At 41.1% G+C, this 22955-nt stretch carries 23 protein-coding genes; 19 read left to right on the top strand and 4 right to left on the bottom strand.

Annotated features, from left to right (window positions below):
• Positions 1 to 2: 2 nt before the first annotated feature.
• The 17 genes from SORDD16_RS01605 to SORDD16_RS01525 all read left to right on the top strand — a co-directional run bounded on the left by SORDD16_RS01605 (position 3) and on the right by SORDD16_RS01525 (position 16303).
• Complete coding sequence (locus SORDD16_RS01605; RefSeq protein ID WP_061452104.1) at positions 3 to 1670, top strand: DAK2 domain-containing protein; 1668 nt, start codon at positions 3 to 5, stop codon at positions 1668 to 1670.
• Between the two features lie 7 nt (positions 1671 to 1677).
• Positions 1678 to 2229: an SP0191 family lipoprotein gene (locus SORDD16_RS01600; RefSeq protein WP_061452103.1), complete on the top strand. Its 552-nt coding sequence runs from the start codon at positions 1678 to 1680 to the stop codon at positions 2227 to 2229.
• Positions 2230 to 2444: 215 nt separating this feature from the next.
• Complete coding sequence (locus SORDD16_RS01595) at positions 2445 to 2636, top strand: hypothetical protein (protein ID WP_061452102.1); 192 nt, start codon at positions 2445 to 2447, stop codon at positions 2634 to 2636.
• Positions 2633 to 2827 carry a hypothetical protein gene (locus SORDD16_RS01590; RefSeq protein ID WP_061452101.1) on the top strand — a complete coding sequence of 65 codons (195 nt, stop codon included), beginning with the start codon at positions 2633 to 2635 and terminating at the stop codon, positions 2825 to 2827. The genes SORDD16_RS01595 and SORDD16_RS01590 overlap by 4 nt, the downstream gene beginning before the upstream one ends.
• Complete coding sequence (locus SORDD16_RS01585) at positions 2814 to 3689, top strand: ABC transporter ATP-binding protein (RefSeq protein ID WP_061452100.1); 876 nt, start codon at positions 2814 to 2816, stop codon at positions 3687 to 3689. The genes SORDD16_RS01590 and SORDD16_RS01585 overlap by 14 nt, the downstream gene beginning before the upstream one ends.
• 12 nt (positions 3690 to 3701) lie before the next feature.
• Positions 3702 to 4436, top strand: a complete 735-nt coding sequence (locus tag SORDD16_RS01580; RefSeq protein ID WP_061452099.1) for an ABC transporter permease — start codon at positions 3702 to 3704, stop codon at positions 4434 to 4436.
• 4 nt (positions 4437 to 4440) lie between these two features.
• Positions 4441 to 5538 carry a sensor histidine kinase gene (locus tag SORDD16_RS01575; protein ID WP_061452098.1) on the top strand — a complete coding sequence of 366 codons (1098 nt, stop codon included), beginning with the start codon at positions 4441 to 4443 and terminating at the stop codon, positions 5536 to 5538.
• Between the two features lies 1 nt (position 5539).
• A complete protein-coding gene (locus SORDD16_RS01570) occupies positions 5540 to 6139 on the top strand; it encodes a response regulator transcription factor (protein WP_061452097.1) in 600 nt (199 codons plus the stop codon).
• Between the two features lie 318 nt (positions 6140 to 6457).
• Positions 6458 to 6871 carry a 30S ribosomal protein S12 gene (rpsL, locus tag SORDD16_RS01565; RefSeq protein WP_001142332.1) on the top strand — a complete coding sequence of 138 codons (414 nt, stop codon included), beginning with the start codon at positions 6458 to 6460 and terminating at the stop codon, positions 6869 to 6871.
• Positions 6872 to 6890: 19 nt separating this feature from the next.
• On the top strand, positions 6891 to 7361 hold the full coding sequence (gene rpsG, locus SORDD16_RS01560) for a 30S ribosomal protein S7 (RefSeq protein ID WP_004250722.1): 471 nt from the start codon (positions 6891 to 6893) through the stop codon (positions 7359 to 7361).
• A 564-nt stretch (positions 7362 to 7925) separates the two neighbouring features.
• Positions 7926 to 10007 (top strand): elongation factor G, encoded by a 2082-nt coding sequence (gene fusA / locus SORDD16_RS01555; RefSeq protein ID WP_061452096.1) that lies wholly within the window; start codon positions 7926 to 7928, stop codon positions 10005 to 10007.
• Between the two features lie 310 nt (positions 10008 to 10317).
• A complete protein-coding gene (locus SORDD16_RS01550) occupies positions 10318 to 12018 on the top strand; it encodes an acetolactate synthase large subunit (RefSeq protein WP_061452095.1) in 1701 nt (566 codons plus the stop codon).
• Positions 12011 to 12487, top strand: a complete 477-nt coding sequence (gene ilvN, locus SORDD16_RS01545; protein WP_001253806.1) for an acetolactate synthase small subunit — start codon at positions 12011 to 12013, stop codon at positions 12485 to 12487. Before SORDD16_RS01550 ends, ilvN begins: the two co-directional genes overlap by 8 nt.
• A 170-nt stretch (positions 12488 to 12657) precedes the next feature.
• A complete protein-coding gene (ilvC, locus tag SORDD16_RS01540) occupies positions 12658 to 13680 on the top strand; it encodes a ketol-acid reductoisomerase (protein WP_061452094.1) in 1023 nt (340 codons plus the stop codon).
• Positions 13681 to 13759: 79 nt separating this feature from the next.
• A complete protein-coding gene (gene ilvA / locus SORDD16_RS01535; protein ID WP_061452093.1) occupies positions 13760 to 15010 on the top strand; it encodes a threonine ammonia-lyase IlvA in 1251 nt (416 codons plus the stop codon).
• A 77-nt stretch (positions 15011 to 15087) separates the two neighbouring features.
• The gene (locus tag SORDD16_RS01530) at positions 15088 to 15984 is read left to right on the top strand and encodes an SPFH domain-containing protein (protein WP_000242874.1); all 897 of its coding nucleotides are present in this window, start codon (positions 15088 to 15090) and stop codon (positions 15982 to 15984) included.
• A 103-nt stretch (positions 15985 to 16087) separates the two neighbouring features.
• A complete protein-coding gene (locus SORDD16_RS01525; RefSeq protein ID WP_001130035.1) occupies positions 16088 to 16303 on the top strand; it encodes a capsule biosynthesis transcriptional regulator in 216 nt (71 codons plus the stop codon).
• 93 nt (positions 16304 to 16396) lie between these two features.
• Here SORDD16_RS01525 and SORDD16_RS01520 read toward each other — a convergent pair whose 3' ends face one another.
• Together SORDD16_RS01520 and SORDD16_RS01515 are read right to left on the bottom strand one after the other, a co-directional pair.
• Complete coding sequence (locus tag SORDD16_RS01520; RefSeq protein ID WP_061452092.1) at positions 16397 to 17137, bottom strand: amino acid ABC transporter ATP-binding protein; 741 nt, start codon at positions 17135 to 17137, stop codon at positions 16397 to 16399.
• Positions 17137 to 18699 (bottom strand): ABC transporter substrate-binding protein/permease, encoded by a 1563-nt coding sequence (locus SORDD16_RS01515; protein WP_061452091.1) that lies wholly within the window; start codon positions 18697 to 18699, stop codon positions 17137 to 17139. The genes SORDD16_RS01520 and SORDD16_RS01515 overlap by 1 nt, the downstream gene beginning before the upstream one ends.
• Positions 18700 to 18833: 134 nt before the next feature.
• On the opposite strand from SORDD16_RS01515, the gene SORDD16_RS01510 reads away from it, so the two are divergent.
• Positions 18834 to 20723 carry a DUF2207 domain-containing protein gene (locus tag SORDD16_RS01510; RefSeq protein WP_061452090.1) on the top strand — a complete coding sequence of 630 codons (1890 nt, stop codon included), beginning with the start codon at positions 18834 to 18836 and terminating at the stop codon, positions 20721 to 20723.
• A gap of 59 nt (positions 20724 to 20782) precedes the next feature.
• Positions 20783 to 21628, top strand: a complete 846-nt coding sequence (locus SORDD16_RS01505; protein ID WP_061452089.1) for an undecaprenyl-diphosphate phosphatase — start codon at positions 20783 to 20785, stop codon at positions 21626 to 21628.
• Positions 21629 to 21782: 154 nt separating this feature from the next.
• On the opposite strand, the gene SORDD16_RS01500 is transcribed toward SORDD16_RS01505, so the two are convergent.
• On the bottom strand, positions 21783 to 22415 hold the full coding sequence (locus SORDD16_RS01500; RefSeq protein ID WP_061452088.1) for a TetR/AcrR family transcriptional regulator: 633 nt from the start codon (positions 22413 to 22415) through the stop codon (positions 21783 to 21785).
• Between the two features lie 101 nt (positions 22416 to 22516).
• Complete coding sequence (locus tag SORDD16_RS01495; RefSeq protein WP_061452087.1) at positions 22517 to 22840, bottom strand: hypothetical protein; 324 nt, start codon at positions 22838 to 22840, stop codon at positions 22517 to 22519.
• Positions 22841 to 22955 lie beyond the last annotated feature (115 nt).

Raw genomic sequence — 22955 nt, 5'->3', positions numbered from 1 at the left:
TCGTGTCAAAAATTACTACCAGTTTATTCCAAGAGATGGTGCAGGCTGCATCAACTCGTTTGAATAAGCAAGCTGAATATGTCAATTCATTAAACGTCTTTCCAGTTCCAGATGGAGATACTGGGACAAACATGGGAATGACCATCGAGAATGGTGCCAAAGAAGTAGCAGACAAGCCAGCTTCTACAGTTGGAGAAGTGGCGAGCATTCTTGCTAAGGGGCTTTTGATGGGTGCGCGTGGGAACTCAGGTGTTATCACTTCTCAGCTCTTCCGTGGCTTCTCTCAGGCTATCAAGGAAAAAGATGAATTAACAGGTCAAGACTTGGCTCTTGCTTTCCAATCTGGTGTCGAAGTAGCTTATAAAGCAGTTATGAAACCAGTTGAGGGAACTATTTTGACAGTTTCTCGTGGTGCTGCCATTGGGGCTAAGAAAAAAGCCGAGGAGACAGATGATGCTGTTGAGGTCATGCGAGCAGCCTTAGAAGGTGCTAAGAGAGCTCTGGCTAAGACTCCTGATATGCTCCCAGTCTTGAAAGAGGTTGGTGTCGTGGACTCTGGTGGTCAAGGTTTGGTCTTCATCTACGAGGGATTCCTTTCAGCACTCACTGGTGAATACAGTGCTTCAGAAGACTTTGTAGCAACTCCTGCCAATATGAGTGAAATGATCAATGCAGAGCACCACAAGTCTGTAGCAGGTCATGTGGCAACTGAGGATATTACCTTCGGTTACTGTACGGAGATCATGGTTGCTCTCAAACAAGGCCCAACTTATTCTAAGGACTTTGACTATGATGAATTCCGTAACTACTTGAATGAACTTGGAGACTCCCTCCTTGTTGTCAACGATGATGAGATTGTCAAAGTTCACGTCCATACCGAAGATCCAGGTCTTGTCATGCAAGAAGGACTTAAATATGGTAGCTTGGTCAAGGTTAAAGTGGACAACATGCGTAACCAACACGAAGCACAAGTTGAAAAAGAAGCAGCACAAGTCAGCAAGCCAGCTGAAGAGAAGGAATATGCCCTTATCGCAGTAGTAGCTGGTCAAGGCTTGGCAGATATCTTCCGTGCTCAAGGTGTGGATTATGTCATCGAAGGTGGGCAGACTATGAACCCTTCAACGGAGGACTTTATCAAGGCTGTTGAACAGGTCAATGCTCGCAACATTATCTTCTTGCCAAACAACAAAAATATCTTTATGGCAGCTCAGTCTGCGGCTGAAGTACTTGAACAACCTGCTGTTGTGGTAGAAGCACGTACAATTCCTCAAGGTTTGACGAGCCTTCTCGCCTTTGATCCAAGCAAATCAATCGAGGAAAACCAAGAACGCATGACTGCAGCCCTTGGTGATGTTATCAGCGGTAGTGTAACAACAGCCGTTCGTGATACAACTATCGATGGCTTGGAAATTCATGAAAATGACAATCTTGGTATGGTTGATGGGAAAATCCTTGTGTCAAACCCTGACATGCACCAAACCTTGACCGAAACTTTGAAACATATGTTGGACGAAGATAGTGAAATCGTGACTTTCTATGTCGGTGAAGACGGAAGCGAAGAACTTGCCAATGAAATTGCCCAAGAAATCGCAGAAGAATTTGAAGATGTTGAAGTAGAGATTCACCAAGGTCAACAACCCGTATATCCATATCTTTTTAGTGTGGAGTAGGAGATTTATGAAGAAAGTTTTAGGATTGATTTTTGTAGCGTTACTTGCTCTTGCTGGCTGTGGTCAAACCAACACCGCAACAACAGAGTCAAGTAGTACAGCAAGTTCGGTTGATTCATCTAGTCAGGCCAGTCAGGTAAAAGAAGAAATCAAGGAAACGACCAAAGTCCTTAAAGGAAAGATGAACGAATTTGATGTAACCATGACTTTTGTTTATACGGATGTTGTAAAACGATACAAGATGGATATGTTGGGAGAAATGGGAGAGGAGATCCCTGCAGAAATTACTCCGGAAGAATTTCAAGCAGCCTTTCGCGAAGCCGCGGAAAGCTCTCCAGAGTATATTGAAATCAAGGATGAACCTGGTGTTAAGGTTGAATATTTTATCGCCGATAATAAGAAGGTGAGGATAGTTCTCGATCTTGACCTTGAAAAAGCAGATATGGATAGAGTTAAAAAGACTTATTTCTTTGAACCACTTGAGGATAGTATAGAAGACTTTAAGAAGCCAAATGCACTGATTGCTGGTTTAAAATTACAAGGATTCAAAGAAGAATAAACGAAAGAGGCTAGGACGAAAAATCCTGCCCTCTTTTTATTTGTAAGAATCCTTTGTACGAGCAACGAACGAAGATCAGGCCTTTTTTAGACTTCAAACGGTTTCTATCTCATTGTCTCTGTTTATGACATTTGTCATATTTCCTAGTGACAGAAGCATCTAGCTCCGCTAACTTCAAAGTACTATAATTGAAGTAGGAACGGGAGGAAGAAGAAATGAAAAATAAAATGATTGTCGCAGTGAGTTTAGTAGCAGCAGGAGTTATGACCTATCTCATGTTTTCAGGATTGGACGAGGGTTTCTATCATTTTCCTTGGGAGCTTTTTGCTGGCTTTGGAATGATGTCTTGGCTTGTCAGAGAAGGTTTGAAATTGGTCTCAGATGTGAAAAAGGAGTTTGAGGAATGAAAAAAGCAATCATCTATCTCTTTATCGGCCTGTCACTCTTAGTATGGTTAGTGGAAATGTTTACTGGCTGGTTTGACCAAACCTTGCTTCGCCAATTTATTCGTGGTGCTTGGGGTTTTGGATTTATGATTTTCGTTGTTTTCCCTTTGGGAATGGAGTGGTTGAAAGGAGAGTCCCATGACTGTGATTAAAGTTGAGAAATTGAGTAAGAAAATAAAAGACAAGGAGATCTTGCGGAACATCTCCTTTGAAATCAACGATGGTGAGTGTGTCGCCTTGATAGGGCCTAACGGAGCAGGAAAAACAACCTTGATTGATTGCCTCTTGGGCGACAAGTTCATGAGCTCAGGTCAGATAGCCATTCAAGGCTTTGCACCAACAGATCCTCGATTAAAGAAGCTTATTTCTGTCTTGCCCCAAGAAAATGCAGTTGTCCAAAGCTTGAAGGTGAAAGAACTTCTATCATTTTTCAAGTCACTTTATCCCTACAGCCTTTCAGACAAAGAAATTGATGACTTGCTGAGATTTTCAGACAAGCAGAAAAATCAGCTAGCGGGCAAGTTGTCTGGTGGGCAAAAACGTTTGTTCTCTTTCGTGTTGACTTTAATCGGTCGTCCGAAAATTCTATTTTTAGACGAGCCAACTGCCGCCATGGATACATCGACACGTCAGCATTTTTGGGAAATCGTTAATCAATTAAAGAAAAATGGTGTCACCATTGTTTATTCTTCTCACTATATCGAAGAGGTGGAGCATACGGCTGACCGCATTTTGGTGCTCCACAAGGGAGAATTGATTCGCGATACGACGCCTTATACCATGCGTGGTGAAGAACAAGAAAAACATTTTACGGTACCTCTAACTTATCAGGAATTTATCAGAACTTTAGACCAAGTTCAAGAGATTGAAATCAAGCAAAATGCTCTTTCCTTCACAACCAAAGAAGCCAGCCAGGTATGGAAAGTCTTGCAAGAACAGGGCTGCACGATCGAAGAAATTGAAGTTCGCAATCGAACTCTCTTAGACAGTATTTTCGAAACGACTCAAGATTAAAGGAGATTGACGATGAAAAATATGACAAGTCTCATGAAAGTGGAACTCATTCTGATGAAACGGCAAGCCGTCTACTACTTACTATCCATCGGACTCCCAAGTGTGTTTTACCTTATTTTCTCTGGTATGATGTCAGGATCAGACATTCCAGAGATCGCTCTTCAAGCCTATCTCTTTGCCATGACGCTCTTTAGTATCATGTCAAGTGCTTTTTTCAGCATCCCTAGCACACTCGAATCTGACAAGACAAACAACTGGCAAAAATTAATTCAACATTCTCCCGTATCTATGGTAGAATATTATGTATCAAAATTGTTCAGTACCCTCCTGACTTTCTTGTTATCAATTATAGTTGTCTTTTCGGTTGGTCATTTTGTCCGTGGAGTGACTCTGCCTTGGCTTGACTGGTTGGTGATTGGAATTATTTTGCTGATTGGAAGCGTGGTCTTTATCAGCATGGGTGTCTTGGTGAGCTTGCTTCCCAGCGCCCAACTGATGACGGTTATTGGAAATATCGCCTATATTGCTTTGGCTGTCCTAGGTGGACTCTGGTTCCCTTTGAGTTCCTTCCCAGAATGGCTCCAATCCATTGGAAAACTGACCCCAACCTATCAACTGATGCAGGTCGTCTCTACTTATTTGGAGCACCACGAGTTTAACATTCTTGCTTCCTTGGTTGTACTAGGCTATACGGTTTTCTTTGGTGTACTGGTAATCCAGCTGAAAAAACGGATTGAGGTAAAATAAATCTATGTTGGAAAAATTTAAAAACACTCATTATATGTTTCATATTTCATTAGTGTTTATCATCTTTCCTATAGCGGGTGTCATCAGTGGAGAGTACCCGCTTTTAACCTTGTTATGGACAATATTATTTGTCCTAGCCTTCTATTCGATTTTATTAAGTCAAAACCGTACTGTGCAGTGGCTGACTTGGTGGCTCATGATTGCCTACATTTTTTATACATCGGTTTGGCTGAATTCGGGTTTCACATGGTTTATCTTTTACTTATCTAACCTCCTCATTTATGAGCTGGATGAGATTTCTCTTCACTCTTGGCGTTTTGTCAGTTTTGTTGTCTTGCAGCCATTGATTTTAACCGGGATTTATATGGTTGATCAAGTTAGTCCCTGGCAACTGCTCTTTTTCTTGGTGACTTTTGTCTTTTCGGATGCCTTGACTTTTGGTCTCTATCGAATTCGAGTGTCAGAGGAAATAAAAGAAGAAAAGATGAAACAAAATGCCAAGCTTAATCTTTTCTTGGCTGAAAATGAACGCAGTCGTATCGGTCAGGATCTTCATGACAGTCTAGGCCATACCTTTGCTATGTTGAGTGTGAAGACGGATCTTGCCCTCCAGCTTCTCCAAATGCAGGCTTATCCACAGGTGGAAAAAGAATTAAAAGAAATTCATCAGATCAGTAAAGAATCCATGAATGAAGTCCGTACAATTATCGAAAATCTTAAAACCAGAACCCTTGCTTCCGAATTTGCGACTGTTAAAAAAATGCTGGAAATTGCAGGAATTGAAACGGAAATCAATCACCAACTAGATACAGCTAGCCTAACTCAGGAATTGGAGTCAACGGCTTCCATGATTTTGCTTGAGTTAGTGACCAACATCATCAAACATGCTAAAGCATCGAAAGCTTATTTGAAATTAGAACGAACTGAGAAAGAACTCATTCTAACAGTGAGAGATGATGGCTGTGGCTTTGCTTCTCTAAAAGGAGATGAACTCCATACCGTTCGAGACCGTGTCCTTCCATTTTCAGGAGAAGTAAAAGTGATTAGTCAGAAACATCCGACAGAAGTGCAGGTTCGACTACCTTATAAGGAGAGAAACTAAGATGAAACTACTTGTTGCAGAAGATCAAAGTATGTTGCGAGATGCCATGTGCCAGTTGCTTAGCTTTCAACCAGATGTAGAGACTGTCCTACAAGCCAAGAATGGACAAGAAGCAATTCAACTCTTAGAAAAGGAGTCTGTAGATATCGCCATTCTTGACGTAGAAATGCCTGTTAAGACAGGCCTCGAAGTTTTGGAGTGGATAAGAGCAGAAAAGCCAGAAACAAAGGTAGTTGTAGTAACGACCTTCAAACGCCCCGGCTATTTTGAACGTGCGGTCAAGGCTGGAGTGGATGCTTATGTCTTAAAAGAAAGAAGCATCGCAGATCTCATGCAAACCTTGCGCACTGTTCTCGAAGGACGTAAGGAATATTCGCCTGAATTGATGGAAGTGGTGATGACGCATCCTAACCCATTAACAGACCAAGAAATCGCTGTTTTAAAGGGAATCGCTCAGGGTTTGTCTAATCAAGAAATCGCGAATCAGCTTTATCTATCAAATGGAACCGTCCGAAACTATGTCACCAATATCCTTTCGAAACTAGATGCTAGTAATCGGACAGATGCAGCCAACATCGCAAAAGAATCTGGTTGGCTTTGATAAGAAGGGTTAAACAATTCCGAAACGATAACTTGAATCGAAGGGAATCCATACTAGAAAGGAGGAAGGGAATTGCCTCCTTTTCTGGTTTAGAAAAGCGGTGAAAGCTAGTGTCAAAGAGTTAAAAGATCAGAATAAAAATGAAAAATATCTTGACAATGAAGGAAAAATTGTGTTACAATAATAGACGGTACTTTTTACTTTTGGTCTCTCAAAAGTGTACAGGGACGTGCTGACAAATGTTGCAAAAGTACACACAGATGGTAGCTGTCACCAAGTGTATCATCACCAAAAATAAAAAAACACAGGAGAATGTAGATGCCTACAATTAACCAATTGGTTCGCAAACCGCGTAAATCAAAAGTAGAAAAATCTAAATCACCAGCTTTGAACGTTGGTTATAACAGTCATAAAAAAGTTCAAACAAACGTTTCTTCACCACAAAAACGTGGTGTTGCAACTCGTGTGGGAACAATGACACCTAAAAAACCTAACTCAGCCCTTCGTAAATTCGCTCGTGTACGTTTGAGCAACCTTATCGAAGTTACTGCCTACATCCCAGGTATCGGACACAACTTGCAAGAGCACAGCGTGGTGCTTCTTCGTGGTGGACGTGTAAAAGACCTTCCAGGGGTACGTTACCATATCGTCCGTGGTGCACTTGATACTGCAGGTGTTAACGATCGTAAACAAGGCCGTTCTAAATACGGTACTAAACGTCCAAAAGCATAAGGAAAGGGGATAAAGAGAAATGAGTCGTAAAAATAGAGCTCCAAAGCGTGAAGTATTACCAGATCCGCTTTACAATTCACAACTAGTTACTCGTCTTATCAACCGCGTTATGCTTGATGGTAAACGTGGTACAGCTGCTTCAATCGTTTACGGTGCTTTTGAGCAAATCAAAGAAGCTACTGGTAACGATGCACTTGAAGTATTTGAAACAGCTATGGAAAACATCATGCCTGTACTTGAAGTACGTGCACGTCGTGTTGGTGGATCTAACTACCAAGTCCCAGTTGAAGTTCGCCCAGAACGTCGTACAACACTTGGACTTCGTTGGTTGGTAACCATCGCTCGCCTTCGCGGTGAACACACAATGCAAGACCGTCTTGCAAAAGAAATCTTGGATGCTGCGAACAACACTGGTGCAGCTGTTAAGAAACGTGAAGACACTCACCGTATGGCTGAAGCTAACCGTGCCTTCGCACACTTCCGTTGGTAAGATAGGATACGAAAGCGTTAAGAAAGTCCCAGAGAAAATAGGGAATCGAAGTAGGTTGCGATTGCAACCAATGAGATTCATCTTTTTCTCCAGACTTTTAGCTTGAGTTCAACTTAGCTAACTTAAGCTTTTAGCCCAAGTTCAGTTATGATGCTAGGAACGGTAAGGATGCAAGGTGAAAATAGGAAACTGACGCAGTATTCGACGAATACAAGGAAGTTTATCTTTTTCACACAGCATCCCGTTCCGGCTCAAATCGGCTAATTAACTTTAGCCCGAGTTCAATTGAGTTCAACTCAGCTAACTTAAGCTTTTAGCCCGAGTTCAAATATGATGCTAGGAACAGCAAGGATGCAAAGTGAAAATAGGAAACTAACGCAGTATTCGATGAATACAAGGAAGTTTATCTTTTTCACACAGCATCCCGTTCCAGCTCAAATAGGCTGAGTTGAAACCAACAATAGCATGAAAACATTGAGAACGGGTAGGTCCTGCCTATCCGTTTTTATTAAAATCGTGTTATAATAGAATAGAAATTAAAAATAAATAGGAGAAACAAACCTCATGGCACGCGAATTTTCACTTGAAAAAACTCGTAATATCGGTATCATGGCTCACGTCGATGCTGGTAAAACAACAACTACTGAGCGTATTCTTTACTACACTGGTAAAATCCACAAAATCGGTGAAACTCACGAAGGTGCGTCACAAATGGACTGGATGGAGCAAGAGCAAGAACGTGGTATCACTATCACATCTGCTGCGACAACAGCTCAATGGAACAACCACCGCGTAAACATCATCGACACACCAGGACACGTGGACTTCACAATCGAAGTACAACGTTCTCTTCGTGTATTGGACGGTGCGGTTACTGTTCTTGACTCACAATCAGGTGTTGAGCCTCAAACTGAAACAGTTTGGCGTCAAGCAACTGAGTACGGAGTACCACGTATCGTATTTGCTAACAAAATGGACAAAATCGGTGCTGACTTCCTTTACTCAGTAAGCACACTTCACGATCGTCTTCAAGCAAATGCACACCCAATCCAATTGCCAATCGGTGCTGAAGATGACTTCCGTGGTATCATCGACTTGATCAAGATGAAAGCTGAAATCTATACTAACGACCTTGGTACAGATATTCTTGAAGAAGATATTCCAGCTGACTACCTTGACCAAGCTCAAGAATACCGTGAAAAATTGATTGAAGCAGTCGCTGAAACTGATGAAGACCTGATGATGAAATACCTCGAAGGTGAAGAAATCACTAACGAAGAATTGAAAGCTGGTATCCGTAAAGCGACTATCAACGTTGAATTCTTCCCAGTATTGTGTGGTTCTGCCTTCAAGAACAAGGGTGTTCAATTGATGCTTGATGCAGTTATTGACTACCTTCCAAGTCCACTTGATATCCCAGCGATCAAAGGTATCAACCCAGATACAGATGAAGAAGAAACTCGTCCAGCATCTGACGAAGAGCCATTCGCAGCTCTTGCCTTCAAGATCATGACTGACCCATTTGTAGGTCGTTTGACCTTCTTCCGTGTATACTCAGGTGTCTTGAATTCAGGTTCTTACGTCTTGAACACTTCTAAAGGTAAACGTGAACGTATCGGACGTATCCTTCAAATGCACGCTAACAGCCGTCAAGAAATTGACACTGTTTACTCAGGTGATATCGCTGCTGCCGTTGGTTTGAAAGATACAACAACTGGTGACTCATTGACAGATGAAAAAGCTAAAATCATCCTTGAGTCAATCAACGTTCCAGAACCAGTTATCCAATTGATGGTTGAGCCAAAATCTAAAGCTGACCAAGACAAGATGGGTATCGCCCTTCAAAAATTGGCTGAAGAAGATCCAACATTCCGCGTTGAAACAAACGTTGAAACTGGTGAAACAGTTATCTCTGGTATGGGTGAGCTTCACCTTGACGTCCTTGTTGACCGTATGCGTCGTGAGTTCAAAGTTGAAGCGAACGTAGGTGCTCCTCAAGTATCTTACCGTGAAACATTCCGCGCTTCTACTCAAGCACGTGGATTCTTCAAACGTCAGTCTGGTGGTAAAGGTCAATTCGGTGATGTATGGATTGAATTTACTCCAAACGAAGAAGGTAAAGGATTCGAATTTGAAAACGCAATCGTCGGTGGTGTGGTTCCTCGTGAATTTATTCCAGCGGTTGAAAAAGGTTTGGTAGAATCTATGGCTAATGGTGTTCTTGCAGGTTACCCAATGGTTGACGTTAAAGCTAAGCTTTACGATGGTTCATACCACGATGTCGACTCATCTGAAACTGCCTTCAAGATCGCGGCTTCACTTGCCCTTAAAGAAGCTGCTAAATCAGCACAACCAGCTATCCTTGAACCAATGATGCTTGTAACAATCACTGTTCCAGAAGAAAACCTTGGTGATGTTATGGGTCACGTAACTGCTCGTCGTGGACGTGTAGATGGTATGGAAGCACACGGTAACAGCCAAATCGTTCGTGCTTACGTTCCACTTGCTGAAATGTTCGGTTACGCAACAGTTCTTCGTTCTGCATCTCAAGGACGTGGTACCTTCATGATGGTATTTGACCACTACGAAGATGTACCTAAGTCAGTACAAGAAGAAATCATCAAGAAAAACAAAGGTGAAGAATAATCTGTCTTCGCAATAGAAGGAAGTCACATAGTGGCTTCCTTTTTTCTATTTTTGTCTTATTCACGTAAGGTGTTTTATTATGTAGGTTCTAAAAATACTACCTCTATTCACGAAGAAAATACATTCATTTGATAAATTAAAGTAGCTAAAGGTTCCTAATCTCGATAATGTATAAATAGAAATGAGGAAAATAGTCAAAAAAAACACATTTAGATAGAAAATTCAGAAAATTGATTCTTTTGTCTTGAAAATTTTTGAAAAAATGGTATGATAGTAACAAGCTATTTTTAAGAGAAGAGAAAGGGGAACAATGGAGAAAATCAGTTTAGACTCTTCTAAGACGGGGTCAGACCTAGTTTTGGAAACACTTCGTGATTTAGGAATCGATACCATATTTGGTTATCCTGGCGGTGCGGTCTTGCCTTTATATGATGCGATATACAATTTTAAAGGTATTCGCCACATCTTGGGACGCCATGAGCAAGGTTGCTTGCACGAAGCTGAAGGATATGCCAAATCAACTGGAAAGTTGGGTGTTGCCGTCGTTACGAGTGGACCGGGAGCAACAAATGCCATTACAGGGATTGCAGATGCCATGAGTGATAGCGTTCCCCTTCTGGTCTTTACAGGACAAGTTGCTCGCGCAGGAATTGGGAAGGATGCCTTTCAGGAGGCGGATATTGTCGGTATTACCATGCCTATTACCAAATACAATTACCAGGTCCGTGAGACAGCGGACATTCCCCGTATCATCACCGAAGCTGTCCATATCGCAACTACAGGTCGTCCAGGGCCAGTTGTGATTGACTTGCCAAAGGATGTATCTGCCTTAGAGACAGATTTCATCTATTCACCAGAGGTGAATTTACCAAGTTACCAACCGACGCTTGATCCGAATGACATGCAAATCAAGAAAATCTTGAAGCAATTGTCAAAAGCCAAGAAACCTGTCTTGTTAGCAGGGGGTGGTATCAGCTATGCGGAAGCTTCTAAGGAGCTCAATGAATTTGCTGAACGTTACCAAATTCCAGTAGTCACTAGTCTTTTGGGGCAAGGTACCATTGCAACGAGTCATCCGCTCTTCCTAGGAATGGGAGGAATGCACGGTTCTTTCGCGGCCAACATTGCAATGACCGAAGCGGACTTTATGATTAGTATTGGTTGCCGTTTCGATGACCGCTTAACTGGAAATCCTAAGACCTTTGCTAAAAATGCCAAGGTTGCGCATATCGACATTGACCCAGCTGAGATTGGTAAGATTATCAGTGCAGATATTCCTGTGGTAGGTGATGCTAAGAAAGCCTTGCAGATGCTACTGGCAGAACCAACTGTTCATAACAATACTGAAAAGTGGATTGAAAAAGTCACCAAGGACAAGAATCGAGTTCGTTCTTATGATAAGAAAGAACGTGTGGTTCAACCTCAGGCCGTTATTGAACGCATCGGTGAGTTGACGAATGGAGATGCCATTGTTGTCACTGACGTAGGGCAGCATCAAATGTGGACAGCTCAGTATTATCCTTACCAAAATGAGCGTCAGTTAGTCACTTCGGGAGGTTTGGGTACCATGGGATTTGGAGTTCCTGCAGCTATCGGAGCCAAGATTGCCAATCCAGAAAAAGAAGTAATCCTTTTTGTCGGTGACGGTGGTTTCCAAATGACCAACCAAGAGCTGGCTATCTTAAACATCTACAAGGTGCCGATTAAGGTTGTTATGTTGAATAACCACTCACTAGGAATGGTTCGTCAGTGGCAGGAATCCTTCTATGAGGGTAGAACTTCTGAGTCAGTCTTTGATACACTTCCTGACTTTCAGTTGATGGCACAGGCCTACGGCATCAAAAATTATAAATTTGATAATCCAGAGACGATAGAGCAGGATATAGAAGTCATTCTGGAGGATGTGCCCATGTTTATCGAGGTAGATATTTCTCGTAAGGAACAGGTTTTACCAATGGTACCAGCTGGTAAGAGCAATCATGAGATGTTGGGGGTGAAGTTCCATGCGTAGAATGTTGACAGCAAAACTACAAAATCGTTCAGGAGTTTTGAATCGTTTTACAGGTGTCCTTTCTCGTCGTCAGGTCAACATTGAGAGTATCTCAGTTGGTGCGACAGAGAATCCTGATGTATCTCGCATTACCATCATTATCGACGTGGCTTCTCATGATGAAGTCGAGCAAATCATTAAACAACTCAATCGTCAGATTGATGTGATTCGCATTCGTGATATCACAGATAAACCACACTTGGAAAGAGAAGTTATCTTGGTAAAAGTATCTGCTCCTGCTGAGAAGCGTGCAGAAATCTTGGCCATTATCCAACCTTTCCGTGCAACGGTAGTAGATGTGGCTCCAAGCTCCATCACTATTCAGATGACTGGAAATGCTGAAAAGAGTGAAGCTTTGTTACGAGTCATTCGACCATACGGCATTAAAAATATCGCTCGTACGGGTGCAACTGGATTTACCCGCGACTAATACTCTTCGAAAATCAAATTCAAACCACGTCAGCTTCGCCTTGCCGTACTTAAGTACAGCCTGCGGCTAGCTTCCTAGTTTGCTCTTTGATTTTCATTGAGTATAAAATCCAGCATAAGTTTGTTAAACCAGCCTATAAGGCAATAAAAAATAGAAAAGAGAGAAAAACTATGGCAGTTCAAATGGAATACGAAAAAGATGTTAAAGTAGCAGCGCTTGACGGTAAAAAAATCGCCGTAATCGGTTATGGTTCACAAGGACATGCGCATGCGCAAAACTTGCGTGATTCAGGTCGTGATGTCATCATCGGTGTGCGTCCAGGTAAATCTTTTGAAAAAGCAAAAGAAGATGGATTTGACACTTACACAGTAGCAGAAGCAACTAAATTGGCTGACGTTATCATGATCTTGGCACCAGACGAAATCCAACAAGAATTGTACGAAGCAGAAATCGCTCCAAACTTGGAAGCTGGAAATGCAGTTGGATTTGCTCATGGTTTCAATATCCACTTTGAATTTATCAAAGTTCCTGCTGATGTAGATGTCTTCATGTGTGCTCCTAAAGGACCAGGACACTTGGTACGTCGTACTTACGAAGAAGGATTTGGAGTGCCAGCTCTTTACGCAGTTTACCAAGATGCAACAGGAAATGCTAAAAACATTGCCATGGACTGGTGTAAAGGTGTTGGGGCAGCTCGTGTAGGTTTGCTTGAAACAACTTACAAAGAAGAAACTGAAGAAGATTTGTTTGGTGAACAAGCTGTACTTTGTGGTGGTTTGACTGCCCTTATCGAAGCAGGTTTTGAAGTCTTGACAGAAGCAGGATACGCCCCAGAATTGGCTTACTTTGAAGTTCTTCATGAAATGAAATTGATCGTTGACTTGATTTATGAAGGTGGATTCAAGAAAATGCGTCAATCTATTTCAAACACTGCTGAATACGGTGACTATGTATCAGGTCCACGTGTGATTACTGAGCAAGTCAAAGAAAATATGAAAGCTGTTTTGGCAGATATCCAAAATGGTAAATTTGCAAATGACTTTGTAAATGACTACAAGGCTGGACGTCCAAAACTCACTGCTTACCGTGAACAAGCAGCTAACCTTGAAATTGAAAAAGTTGGTGCGGAATTGCGTAAAGCAATGCCTTTCGTTGGTAAGAATGACGACGATGCTTTCAAAATCTACAATTAATTCTTAGAATAAAAACAGAAGGCGAGTTGGGGGGTGCCTAACTCGCCTTTTATCTTGAAAGGTATTTGAGGAGGAGACAATGCTAAGTGCAAAAGATGTGGTGAAAGCCCACAAAGTTTTAAGTGGTGTAGTGGTCAATACACCATTAGAATATGATCATTATTTATCAGAGAAATATGGAGCTAAAATCTATTTAAAAAAGGAGAATGCGCAACGAGTTCGCTCTTTTAAAATTCGCGGAGCTTATTATGCCATTTCTCAACTAACAAGAGAAGAACGTGAGCGTGGGGTAGTCTGTGCATCTGCGGGGAATCACGCTCAAGGTGTCGCCTATACTTGTAATGAGATGAAGATTCCCGCAACGATTTTTATGCCAATCACAACGCCCCAACAAAAAATTGGTCAAGTTCGTTTCTTTGGTGGTGACTATGTGACGATCAAATTGGTCGGAGATACTTTTGACGCTTCGGCTAAGGCGGCCCAAGAATTCACCGTTTCAGAAAATAGAACCTTTATCGATCCTTTTGATGATACGCATGTTCAGGCTGGTCAAGGGACTGTAGCCTATGAAATTCTTGAAGAAGCCCGTAAAGAGTCTATTGATTTTGATACAGTATTAGTTCCGGTAGGTGGTGGCGGACTGATTGCAGGGGTTTCGACCTATATCAAAGAAACCAATCCCGCTATCGAAGTAATTGGTGTAGAAGCCAATGGTGCCCGTTCTATGAAGGCGGCCTTTGAGGCGGGAGGTCCAGTTAAACTCAAAGAGATTGATAAGTTTGCTGATGGGATAGCTGTACAGAAAGTTGGACAATTAACTTATGAAGCGACACGTAAGAATGTTGAAACGCTTATCGGAGTGGATGAGGGCTTGATTTCGGAGACTTTGATTGATCTTTATTCCAAGCAAGGAATTGTAGCAGAACCAGCAGGAGCTGCAAGCGTAGCAGCTTTGGAAGTTTTATCAGACTATATTAAAGGTAAGACCATTTGTTGTATCATCTCTGGAGGAAATAACGACATCAACCGTATGCCAGAGATGGAAGAACGCGCCTTGATTTATGATGGCATCAAGCATTACTTTGTTGTGAACTTCCCACAACGTCCAGGAGCTCTACGAGAGTTTGTAAATGACATTTTGGGGCCAAATGATGACATAACTCGTTTTGAATATATCAAACGAGCAAGCAAGGGAACAGGTCCTGTATTGATTGGGGTAGCCCTTGCTAATAAGCATGATTATGCTGGTTTGATTCATCGAATGGAGAAATTTGATCCATCCTATATCAATCTGAACGGGAATGAAACCTTGTATAATATGCTAGTCTAAAATAAATTTGTTATCATATTATTTGCTAATTTCCTATAATAGTGCTATAATGATGGTGACGAAAGGGGGAGATTCCCATGGTTTTACATGTTTTACTTGTTCTCTTTATTCTAGTGCTGATTGCATCAGCGATTATTATCAGCTCTGTATATGTTGTAAGGCAGCAGTCTGTTGCCATTATCGAGCGCTTTGGTAAATACCAAAAGTTGAGTAACAGTGGAATTCATGTGCGAGCACCTTTTGGGATTGATAGGATTGCAGCTAGAGTGCAGTTGCGCTTATTGCAAAGTGAGATTGTCGTGGAAACAAAAACGCAGGATAATGTGTTTGTGACCATGAATGTGGCGACTCAGTATCGAGTGAATGAGAATAATGTTACAGATGCTTACTATAAACTAATGAGACCAGAAGCTCAAATTAAATCCTATATTGAAGATGCCTTGCGTTCGTCCGTGCCGAAATTGACCTTGGATGAACTATTTGAGAAAAAAGATGAAATCGCATTAGAAGTTCAAAAACAAGTAGCAGAAGAAATGTCTACATATGGTTACATCATTGTAAAAACACTGATTACGAAGGTTGAGCCTGACGCTGAAGTTAAACAATCAATGAATGAAATCAATGCTGCTCAACGTAAAAGAGTCGCTGCGCAAGAACTTGCAGAAGCAGATAAGATTAAGATTGTGACCGCGGCAGAAGCAGAGGCAGAAAAAGATCGCCTACACGGTGTGGGGATTGCAGAACAGCGTAAGGCTATTGTCGACGGACTTGCTGATTCTATTCAAGAGCTAAAAGGAGCTAATGTTGAACTTACGGAAGCCCAGATCATGTCCATTCTATTAACAAATCAGTATTTAGATACTTTGAATAATTTCGCGGACAATAAGGGTAATAATACCATCTTCCTACCAGCAAATCCTGATGGAGTTGAAGATATACGAACAAGCATATTGTCAGCTTTAAAAGCTAAGTAATAACAATTCATTATTTGTTTTTAATAAATAGATATTTTTTTTAATGGATAGTCCTCAAAATGGCTATATTTCAACATCGTAAAGAATGAAATAGGAGAAGAACATGGCTAAATCAAACTTTGAAAAAGTAGAATCAGTTGTTGGCTGGGTTCGTGATAAGAAAATCACAGGATACCGTATCTCTAAGGAAACAAATGCGCGTGAAATGTCGATTATTGCTCTAGCGCAAGGTCGTGCAAAGGTAAAAAATATTTCATTTGAAACAGCCCTAGGTTTGATTGATTTTTATGACAAGAATCATGAAAAATTTGAAGATTAAACTAGGCTTACAGGCAGACTTCTAAAGTGAGTCTGCCTTTTGTTTTGCAAAGAGTTAGTAAAAAGACTGCATGAAATATGCAGCCTTTGTTTGTTAGTTGAGATAACGTTGAAGAAATTCTTTTGTCCGTTCTTCTTTAGGGTTCGTGAAGAGTTCTTCTGGTTTGCCTTCTTCAGCAATGACACCCTTATCCATAAAGATGACACGGTGAGAGACATCGCGAGCGAATTCCATTTCGTGGGTGACGACAATCATGGTCAATCCTTCCTGAGCTAGCTCCTGCATGATTTTAAGGACTTCACCGACCATTTCAGGGTCAAGGGCAGATGTTGGTTCGTCGAAGAGGATGGCGTCAGGATTCATGGAGAGGGCGCGAGCGATGGCCACACGTTGCTTCTGGCCACCAGAGAGTTGTTTTGGTTTGGCTTGCCAATAGCGTTCTCCCATGCCAACTTTTTCGAGATTCTCTTTGGCAATTTTTTCAGCTTCAGAGTGGCCGCGTTTAAGGACAGTCGTTTGGGCAACGATCGTATTTTCAAGGACATTCAGATTTTCAAAGAGATTGAAAGATTGGAAAACCATACCAAGTTTTTCACGATAATGGGTGAGGTTATAGCCTTTTTCTAAGACATTTTCTCCTCGATAGAGAATCTCTCCCTCTGTAGGTGTTTCTAGTAAATTAATCGAACGAAGGAAGGTTGATTTTCCGCTTCCTGAGCTCCCTATGATGGAGATAACCTCTCCTTTATGGACGGTGAGAGAAATGTCTTTTAAGACTTCATTTTGCCCATAGGATTTTTTGAGGTGTCTGATTTCAAGGATTGGTTGTGTCATTATTTCAAATCCTCCGTTTGCATTTGATTAGCACCTGTAGTGTAGGTATCCATGTCCATGCGTCTTTCGATGAAGCGTAGAATACGGGTCACTGTGAAGGTGAGGACAAAGTAAATCACGGCGATGATGGTAAATGTCTGGAAGTATTGATAAGTTTGGGTGGCCACAGTATTACCAGAGAAGTAGAGCTCCACCACAGAGATAACATTCAATACAGAGGTATCTTTGATATTGATGACAAACTCATTACCAGTAGCAGGTAAGATATTGCGAACGACCTGAGGTAGGACAATCTTGCGCATGGTCTGATTATGGGTCATACCAAGAGCAGTTGCGGCTTCAAATTGTCCCTTATCGACTGCTAGGATACCTCCACGGACGATTTCTGTCATGTAGGCACCAGTGTTGATTGAGACGATGAAGATAGCGGCTAGTGTGCGGTCAAGGTTGATACCGAAAGCTTGTGCTGTACCGTAGTAGATAACCATAGATTGAACGATCATCGGTGTACCACGGAAAATTTCAATATAGACATTGAGGATCCAGCCAAGTAGTTTTTGCAAGCCATAGATGGCCTTGTTTTCAGATAGTGGAGCAGTACGGAAGACCCCAATCGCAAGTCCGATAATGAGACCTGTGATGGTTCCGATAATGGAGATCAAGAGTGTGATGCCAGCACCACGCAGGAGTTGTTGCCAGTTTTCAGAAAGAATTTTAGCGACTTGGCTAAAGAAACTACTTTCTTCCTCTGTTGTTGTAGACTCCACAGGTTGCTCTTTGATCATACGATCCATGAGGGCTACTTGTTCATCCTTAGAGATGGTTTCGATACTCGCGTTGATTTGGCTGATACGGTTGTCATCTTTACGAAGTCCAATGGCAATAGCTGTATCTTCTTCGCCAGTTTTGAAACCTGGTTGGGGTTGAATCATTTTGAACTTAGCGTTGGCAGACTCAGCGGTCAGGGCTTCAGGGCGTTCTGAAACATAGGCATCGATAACACCAGCTTCAAGTGCTTGACGCATTTGAGCAAAGTCACCCATAGCTGTTTCTTTCTTTGCACCTGAAATTTGGGAAATCAAGTCATAAAGGTAAACACCCTGTTGAGAAGTGATTTTTGCCCCGCTAAAGTCCTCTAAAGATTTGGCGTTGGCATAGGCAGAGTCCTTTTTGACCAATAGAACAGGTTCACTAGTATAGTAACTGCTTGAAAAGGCAATTTCTTGTTTACGTTCAGCCGTTGGGCTCATACCTGCAATGATCATATCAATTTTGCCAGAAGTAAGAGCAGGAACAAGTCCTTCCCACTTGGTTTTAACGACTAAAGGTTCCTTACCTAAGTCTTTGGCAATCTTTTTGGCGATTTGGACATCGTAGCCATTGGCGTATTGGTTGGTACCGTCAATTTTAACGGCGCCGTTACTATCATCGTCTTGTGTCCAGTTGAAGGGGGCGTAAGCTGCCTCCATCCCGATGCGTAAATATTCGTCAGCTTGTACCTGGCTAACTAGTCCCAGTGTAAGGGCTAGGCTAGCAAGGATAGATAAGCATAATTTTTTCATGTTTTCTCCTATTTTCTAGTCTAAAAATGACTTCTCTCTATTGTATCGAAAAATAGTGAGATTTTCAATACAAGTAAGCCTTTACTTATAAAAAATGATATAATGATAGCAAAGATAAAAAGGGGGATTGTGTCGTGAAAAAGACTTTTTTCATGCTTTTATTTAGCTTGTTTTGTATTCTACCACTCTCTGTTTTTGCGGTTGATTTCAAGATTCGCTCTTATCAAGGTGATTTGTATATTCATGCAGATAATACAGCAGAATTTAGGGAGAAAGTAGTCTACCATTTTGATGAAGACTTTAATGGACAACTAGTAGGACTTGGGCGTTCTGGTAAGATGCCAAAGGGCTTTGAAATAGATCCCAGTCCGAAGGTTCAGGTATGGAAAAATGCTGCTGCCATTGAAAATGTCAATAGTGAAGTGATAGAAGAATCGGAAGGGTATACTGTAAAAGTGTATAATCCAGGCCAAGAGGGGGATACCGTTGAAGTGGTAATCACATGGCAACTAAAAAATCTCCTATTTCTATATGATGATATAGCGGAACTTAATTGGCAACCTCTGACGGATAGTTCAGCACCTATCGAAAATTTTGAGTTTCGAGTAATGGGCTTTAATGGAGCAGAAAAACTTTTCTTTCATACAGGGAAACTCTTTACAGAGGGCAAGGTAGAGAAGATAGATAGTGTTTATCGTGTTCATTTACAGAACCTACCTCGTCAGCGTGGGGTTGAATTGCATGCATATTGGCTTAGAAAAGATTTTGGAACGGCTTTGGATCAGGGATTGAAGGGCAATCGTTTAGCAGAATTTGAAAAAATAGAGGAATCCATTACTGCTGAAAAAGTTCAAAGTAAAGCTCTGGTTACGTGGATTATCCCTTTACTACTCTCGCTTTCTTTAGTCTTTAGTGTTATTTTCTACTGCATTTACAGAAGAAAAAACTCCCCATCGAAGAAATATGCCCAAAATCACCGTCTCTATGAACCGCCAATGGACTTAGAACCGATGGTTTTATCGGAAGCTGTTTACTCCACTTCTTTAGAGGAAGTCAGCCCCTTGACCAAGGGAGGAGGGAAGTTCACCTTTGACCAACTCGTTCAGGCAACCTTGTTGGATGTGATTGACCGTGGAAATGTTTCGATCATCTCAAATGGAGATGAGGTTCGTTTAAAAGTCGTAAAAGAAAAAGGATTGGCAAGTTTTGAAAAGGATTGCCTTAATTTGGCCTTCTCAGGAAGAGAAGAAGTGCTTGTTTCAGATTTGTTTGCAGATTACCAAGTGTCAACTAGTCTTTACCAAGGTGCAAAAGCAGCTGATGAAAAACGGATTCAGAAAACAGGACGTAAGCTTAAGTCTTCTTTCGAGCAAGCTCTGAAACAGATGCAGGATGGGGTGAGAAAGCGGGTTTCCTCTTTGCAACTTCCAGATTATTATCGTTCACTGAGTAATGGAGAAAAAATCCTGCGATTGACGATAGGTGTCTCTACGCTTCTACCTGCTTTCGTTGGTTTTGGCTGGTTCTTGTATAGTTTGGATGCTCACGGGTATCTTTCCCTGCCACTTCCTATCCTTGGGTTTGTGGGCTTGATGTTAGCTGCCGTCTATTATTGGACGACCCGATTTGATACTCGTGATGGTGTTTTAAACGAAGAAGGACTAGAAGCGTACTATCTCTGGACTAGTTTTGAAAACATGCTTCGCGATATCGCCCATCTAGACAAGGCAGAATTAGAAAGTATCGTTCTTTGGAATCGCCTCCTTGTCTATGCTACTTTATTTGGTTATGCGGACAAGGTGAGTCATTTGATGAAATCTTATCAGATTCAAGTTGAGAACCCAGATATCAATCTTTACGTGGCTTATGGATGGCATAGTATGTTTTATCATTCAACTGCTCAAATGAGCCAGTACGCTAGTATTGCAAACACAGCAAGTACCTACTCCGTATCTTCTGGAAGTGGAAGTTCTGGCGGAGGATTCTCAGGAGGAGGTGGCGGTGGTAGCATCGGTGCCTTCTAAAAAATCTATCGCAACATCCGAAATTATGCTATAATAGAGGACAGAAAAAGGAGTAATGTATGTATTTTATTGAAATTTTGAAATCAATCTTTTTTGGGATTGTTGAAGGAATTACAGAATGGTTGCCCATTTCAAGTACTGGCCACTTGATCTTGGTTGAAGAATTTGTACAATACAAGGACCAAAATGAAGCCTTCATGTCCATGTTTAATGTTGTTATTCAGCTTGGAGCTATTTTAGCAGTTATGGTCATTTACTTTAACAAGCTTAATCCCTTTAAATCTGGTAAAACTAAGATCGAAGTTCGTAGAACTTGGCAATTATGGTCAAAAGTCTTGGTTGCGACCTTGCCTTTGCTATTGGTTTTTAAACTAGATGATTGGTTTGATGCCAACTTCCATAACATGGTTTCAGTCGCGATTATGTTGATTATCTATGGTGTTGCCTTTATCTATCTTGAAAAACGAAATAAGGCGCAAGCCATTGAACCAACAGTAACAGAGCTAGACAAGTTGCCTTATAAAACAGCCCTTTACATTGGACTCTTCCAAGTTCTCGCCCTTTTCCCAGGGACAAGTCGTTCTGGTGCGACTATCGTTGGTGGTTTGTTGAATGGAACAAGCCGCTCTGTCGTAACAGAGTTTACCTTCTATCTCGGAATTCCTGTTATGTTCGGAGCCAGTGCTTTAAAGATTTTCAAATTTATTAAAGCAGGTCAACTCTTGAGTTTTGGACAACTATTCTTGCTTTTGATCGCTATGGGAGTTGCCTTTGCAGTCAGCATGGTTGCTATTCGTTTCTTGACTAGCTATGTGAAGAAGCACGACTTTACACTCTTTGGTAAATACCGTATCGTACTCGGTAGTGTCTTGTTGCTCTATAGTTTTGTGCGTTTATTTGTATAAGTTGAAAATAGAATAAAATAGGATGGTTCGCCAAAAAACATTTGGGGAGCCATCCTATTTTTGCTGTAATCGTTTAGTTTATCTTTTATTACGTTGTTATGTCACCTTGCTCTACGTTTGCCCACGGCTTTAAAAGTAAACGAAAAGATTGTATTTAATTTGATTGACTTAAAATTTCTTGGATCAAAGGTTCATCAAAAATATCTAAGCCGATGGATTGAAGCATAAATTGTAAAAAATAGATACGATCAACAATTTTTTGAGAAGAATTTTCAAAAATACTCCCTTCTACCCAAAAGTTAGTCAAAAGCAAGATTGTCTCAGCTGCTTCATTAGGGAAGGGGATAGGTTGGATAGACTGATCTTCTATTCCTTTTTTTATAATATCTGCAATAAGGGGAGTTCCTATACGCAGATTGTAACGGATAATAGTCAGCATGAACTCCGCATCAAGAGGCGCGTGATTCAACATTTCGTAGTTAGTTTTCTGACTTTTTAAACTAAACTGAAAGGTTTCTTTGAGCTGTTCTCTTCCAGTTAAATGATTGGTGGATTCCAACCAGTCTAGCAATTCCTTCTCCATCACTTGATAACGCTGTTTTAAAACTGCAAAAACAATCTCATCTTTTGATTGAAAATGGTGATAAATGGCTCCTTTTGAAATGCCAGCTGTTTGCGCTATGTTTTGCACACTTGTTTTGTCATAGCCGTTTTGAATAAAAAGCTGTGTAGCTGTCGTTAAAATTTTTTCAATCATTGCTTGAGATTTCTCTGTTTTTGCGACCATTGAGTTCCTTCTCTCTATTTTATTAAATTTATTTTATCAAAAAAAGAAGAAAAGGTAATATTTGAGCAGTCTAATAAGCCGCCTTCCTTAAGAAAATCACTCTACCTTTTTAATTTTGCTTCTATACGTTTGATGTGATACAAGTTTGAGAGAACTGTAATCCCACTAATGGTCATTATTCCTAAACCATTCCAAGGACTAAACAAAGTAGTGATGAGCCCTCCAGTAAGTGTAGCATATCCACATTTCACTCCCAAACGAGAATGTCGGATACCACTCTCTCCTTGTGTTAATTGGTAAAGCTGTTCTTTTTGTTGCTTTCTTTGCTTTTGAATGGCTTCGTGATGGCGTATTTGTTGTTGACGTACTCTTTGATTTTGTTTTGTAACAAAATCGCTTGTTTTTTCTAGTATAGATTTTTTCATGTTGACCCCTTTTTTAAAAACCGACCGGACGGTATTTTTTATTTTCTAGTTTAACAAATATAAATGAAGGTGTCAACTCTTACCATTTGTGCTAACAATTGGAGTGCTGGAATTA

The sequence above is a fragment of the Streptococcus oralis genome, from assembly GCF_001578945.1.
In the GTDB taxonomy this organism is placed as follows: domain Bacteria; phylum Bacillota; class Bacilli; order Lactobacillales; family Streptococcaceae; genus Streptococcus; species Streptococcus oralis_Q.
This window is presented reverse-complemented; position numbering and strand designations above follow the sequence as displayed.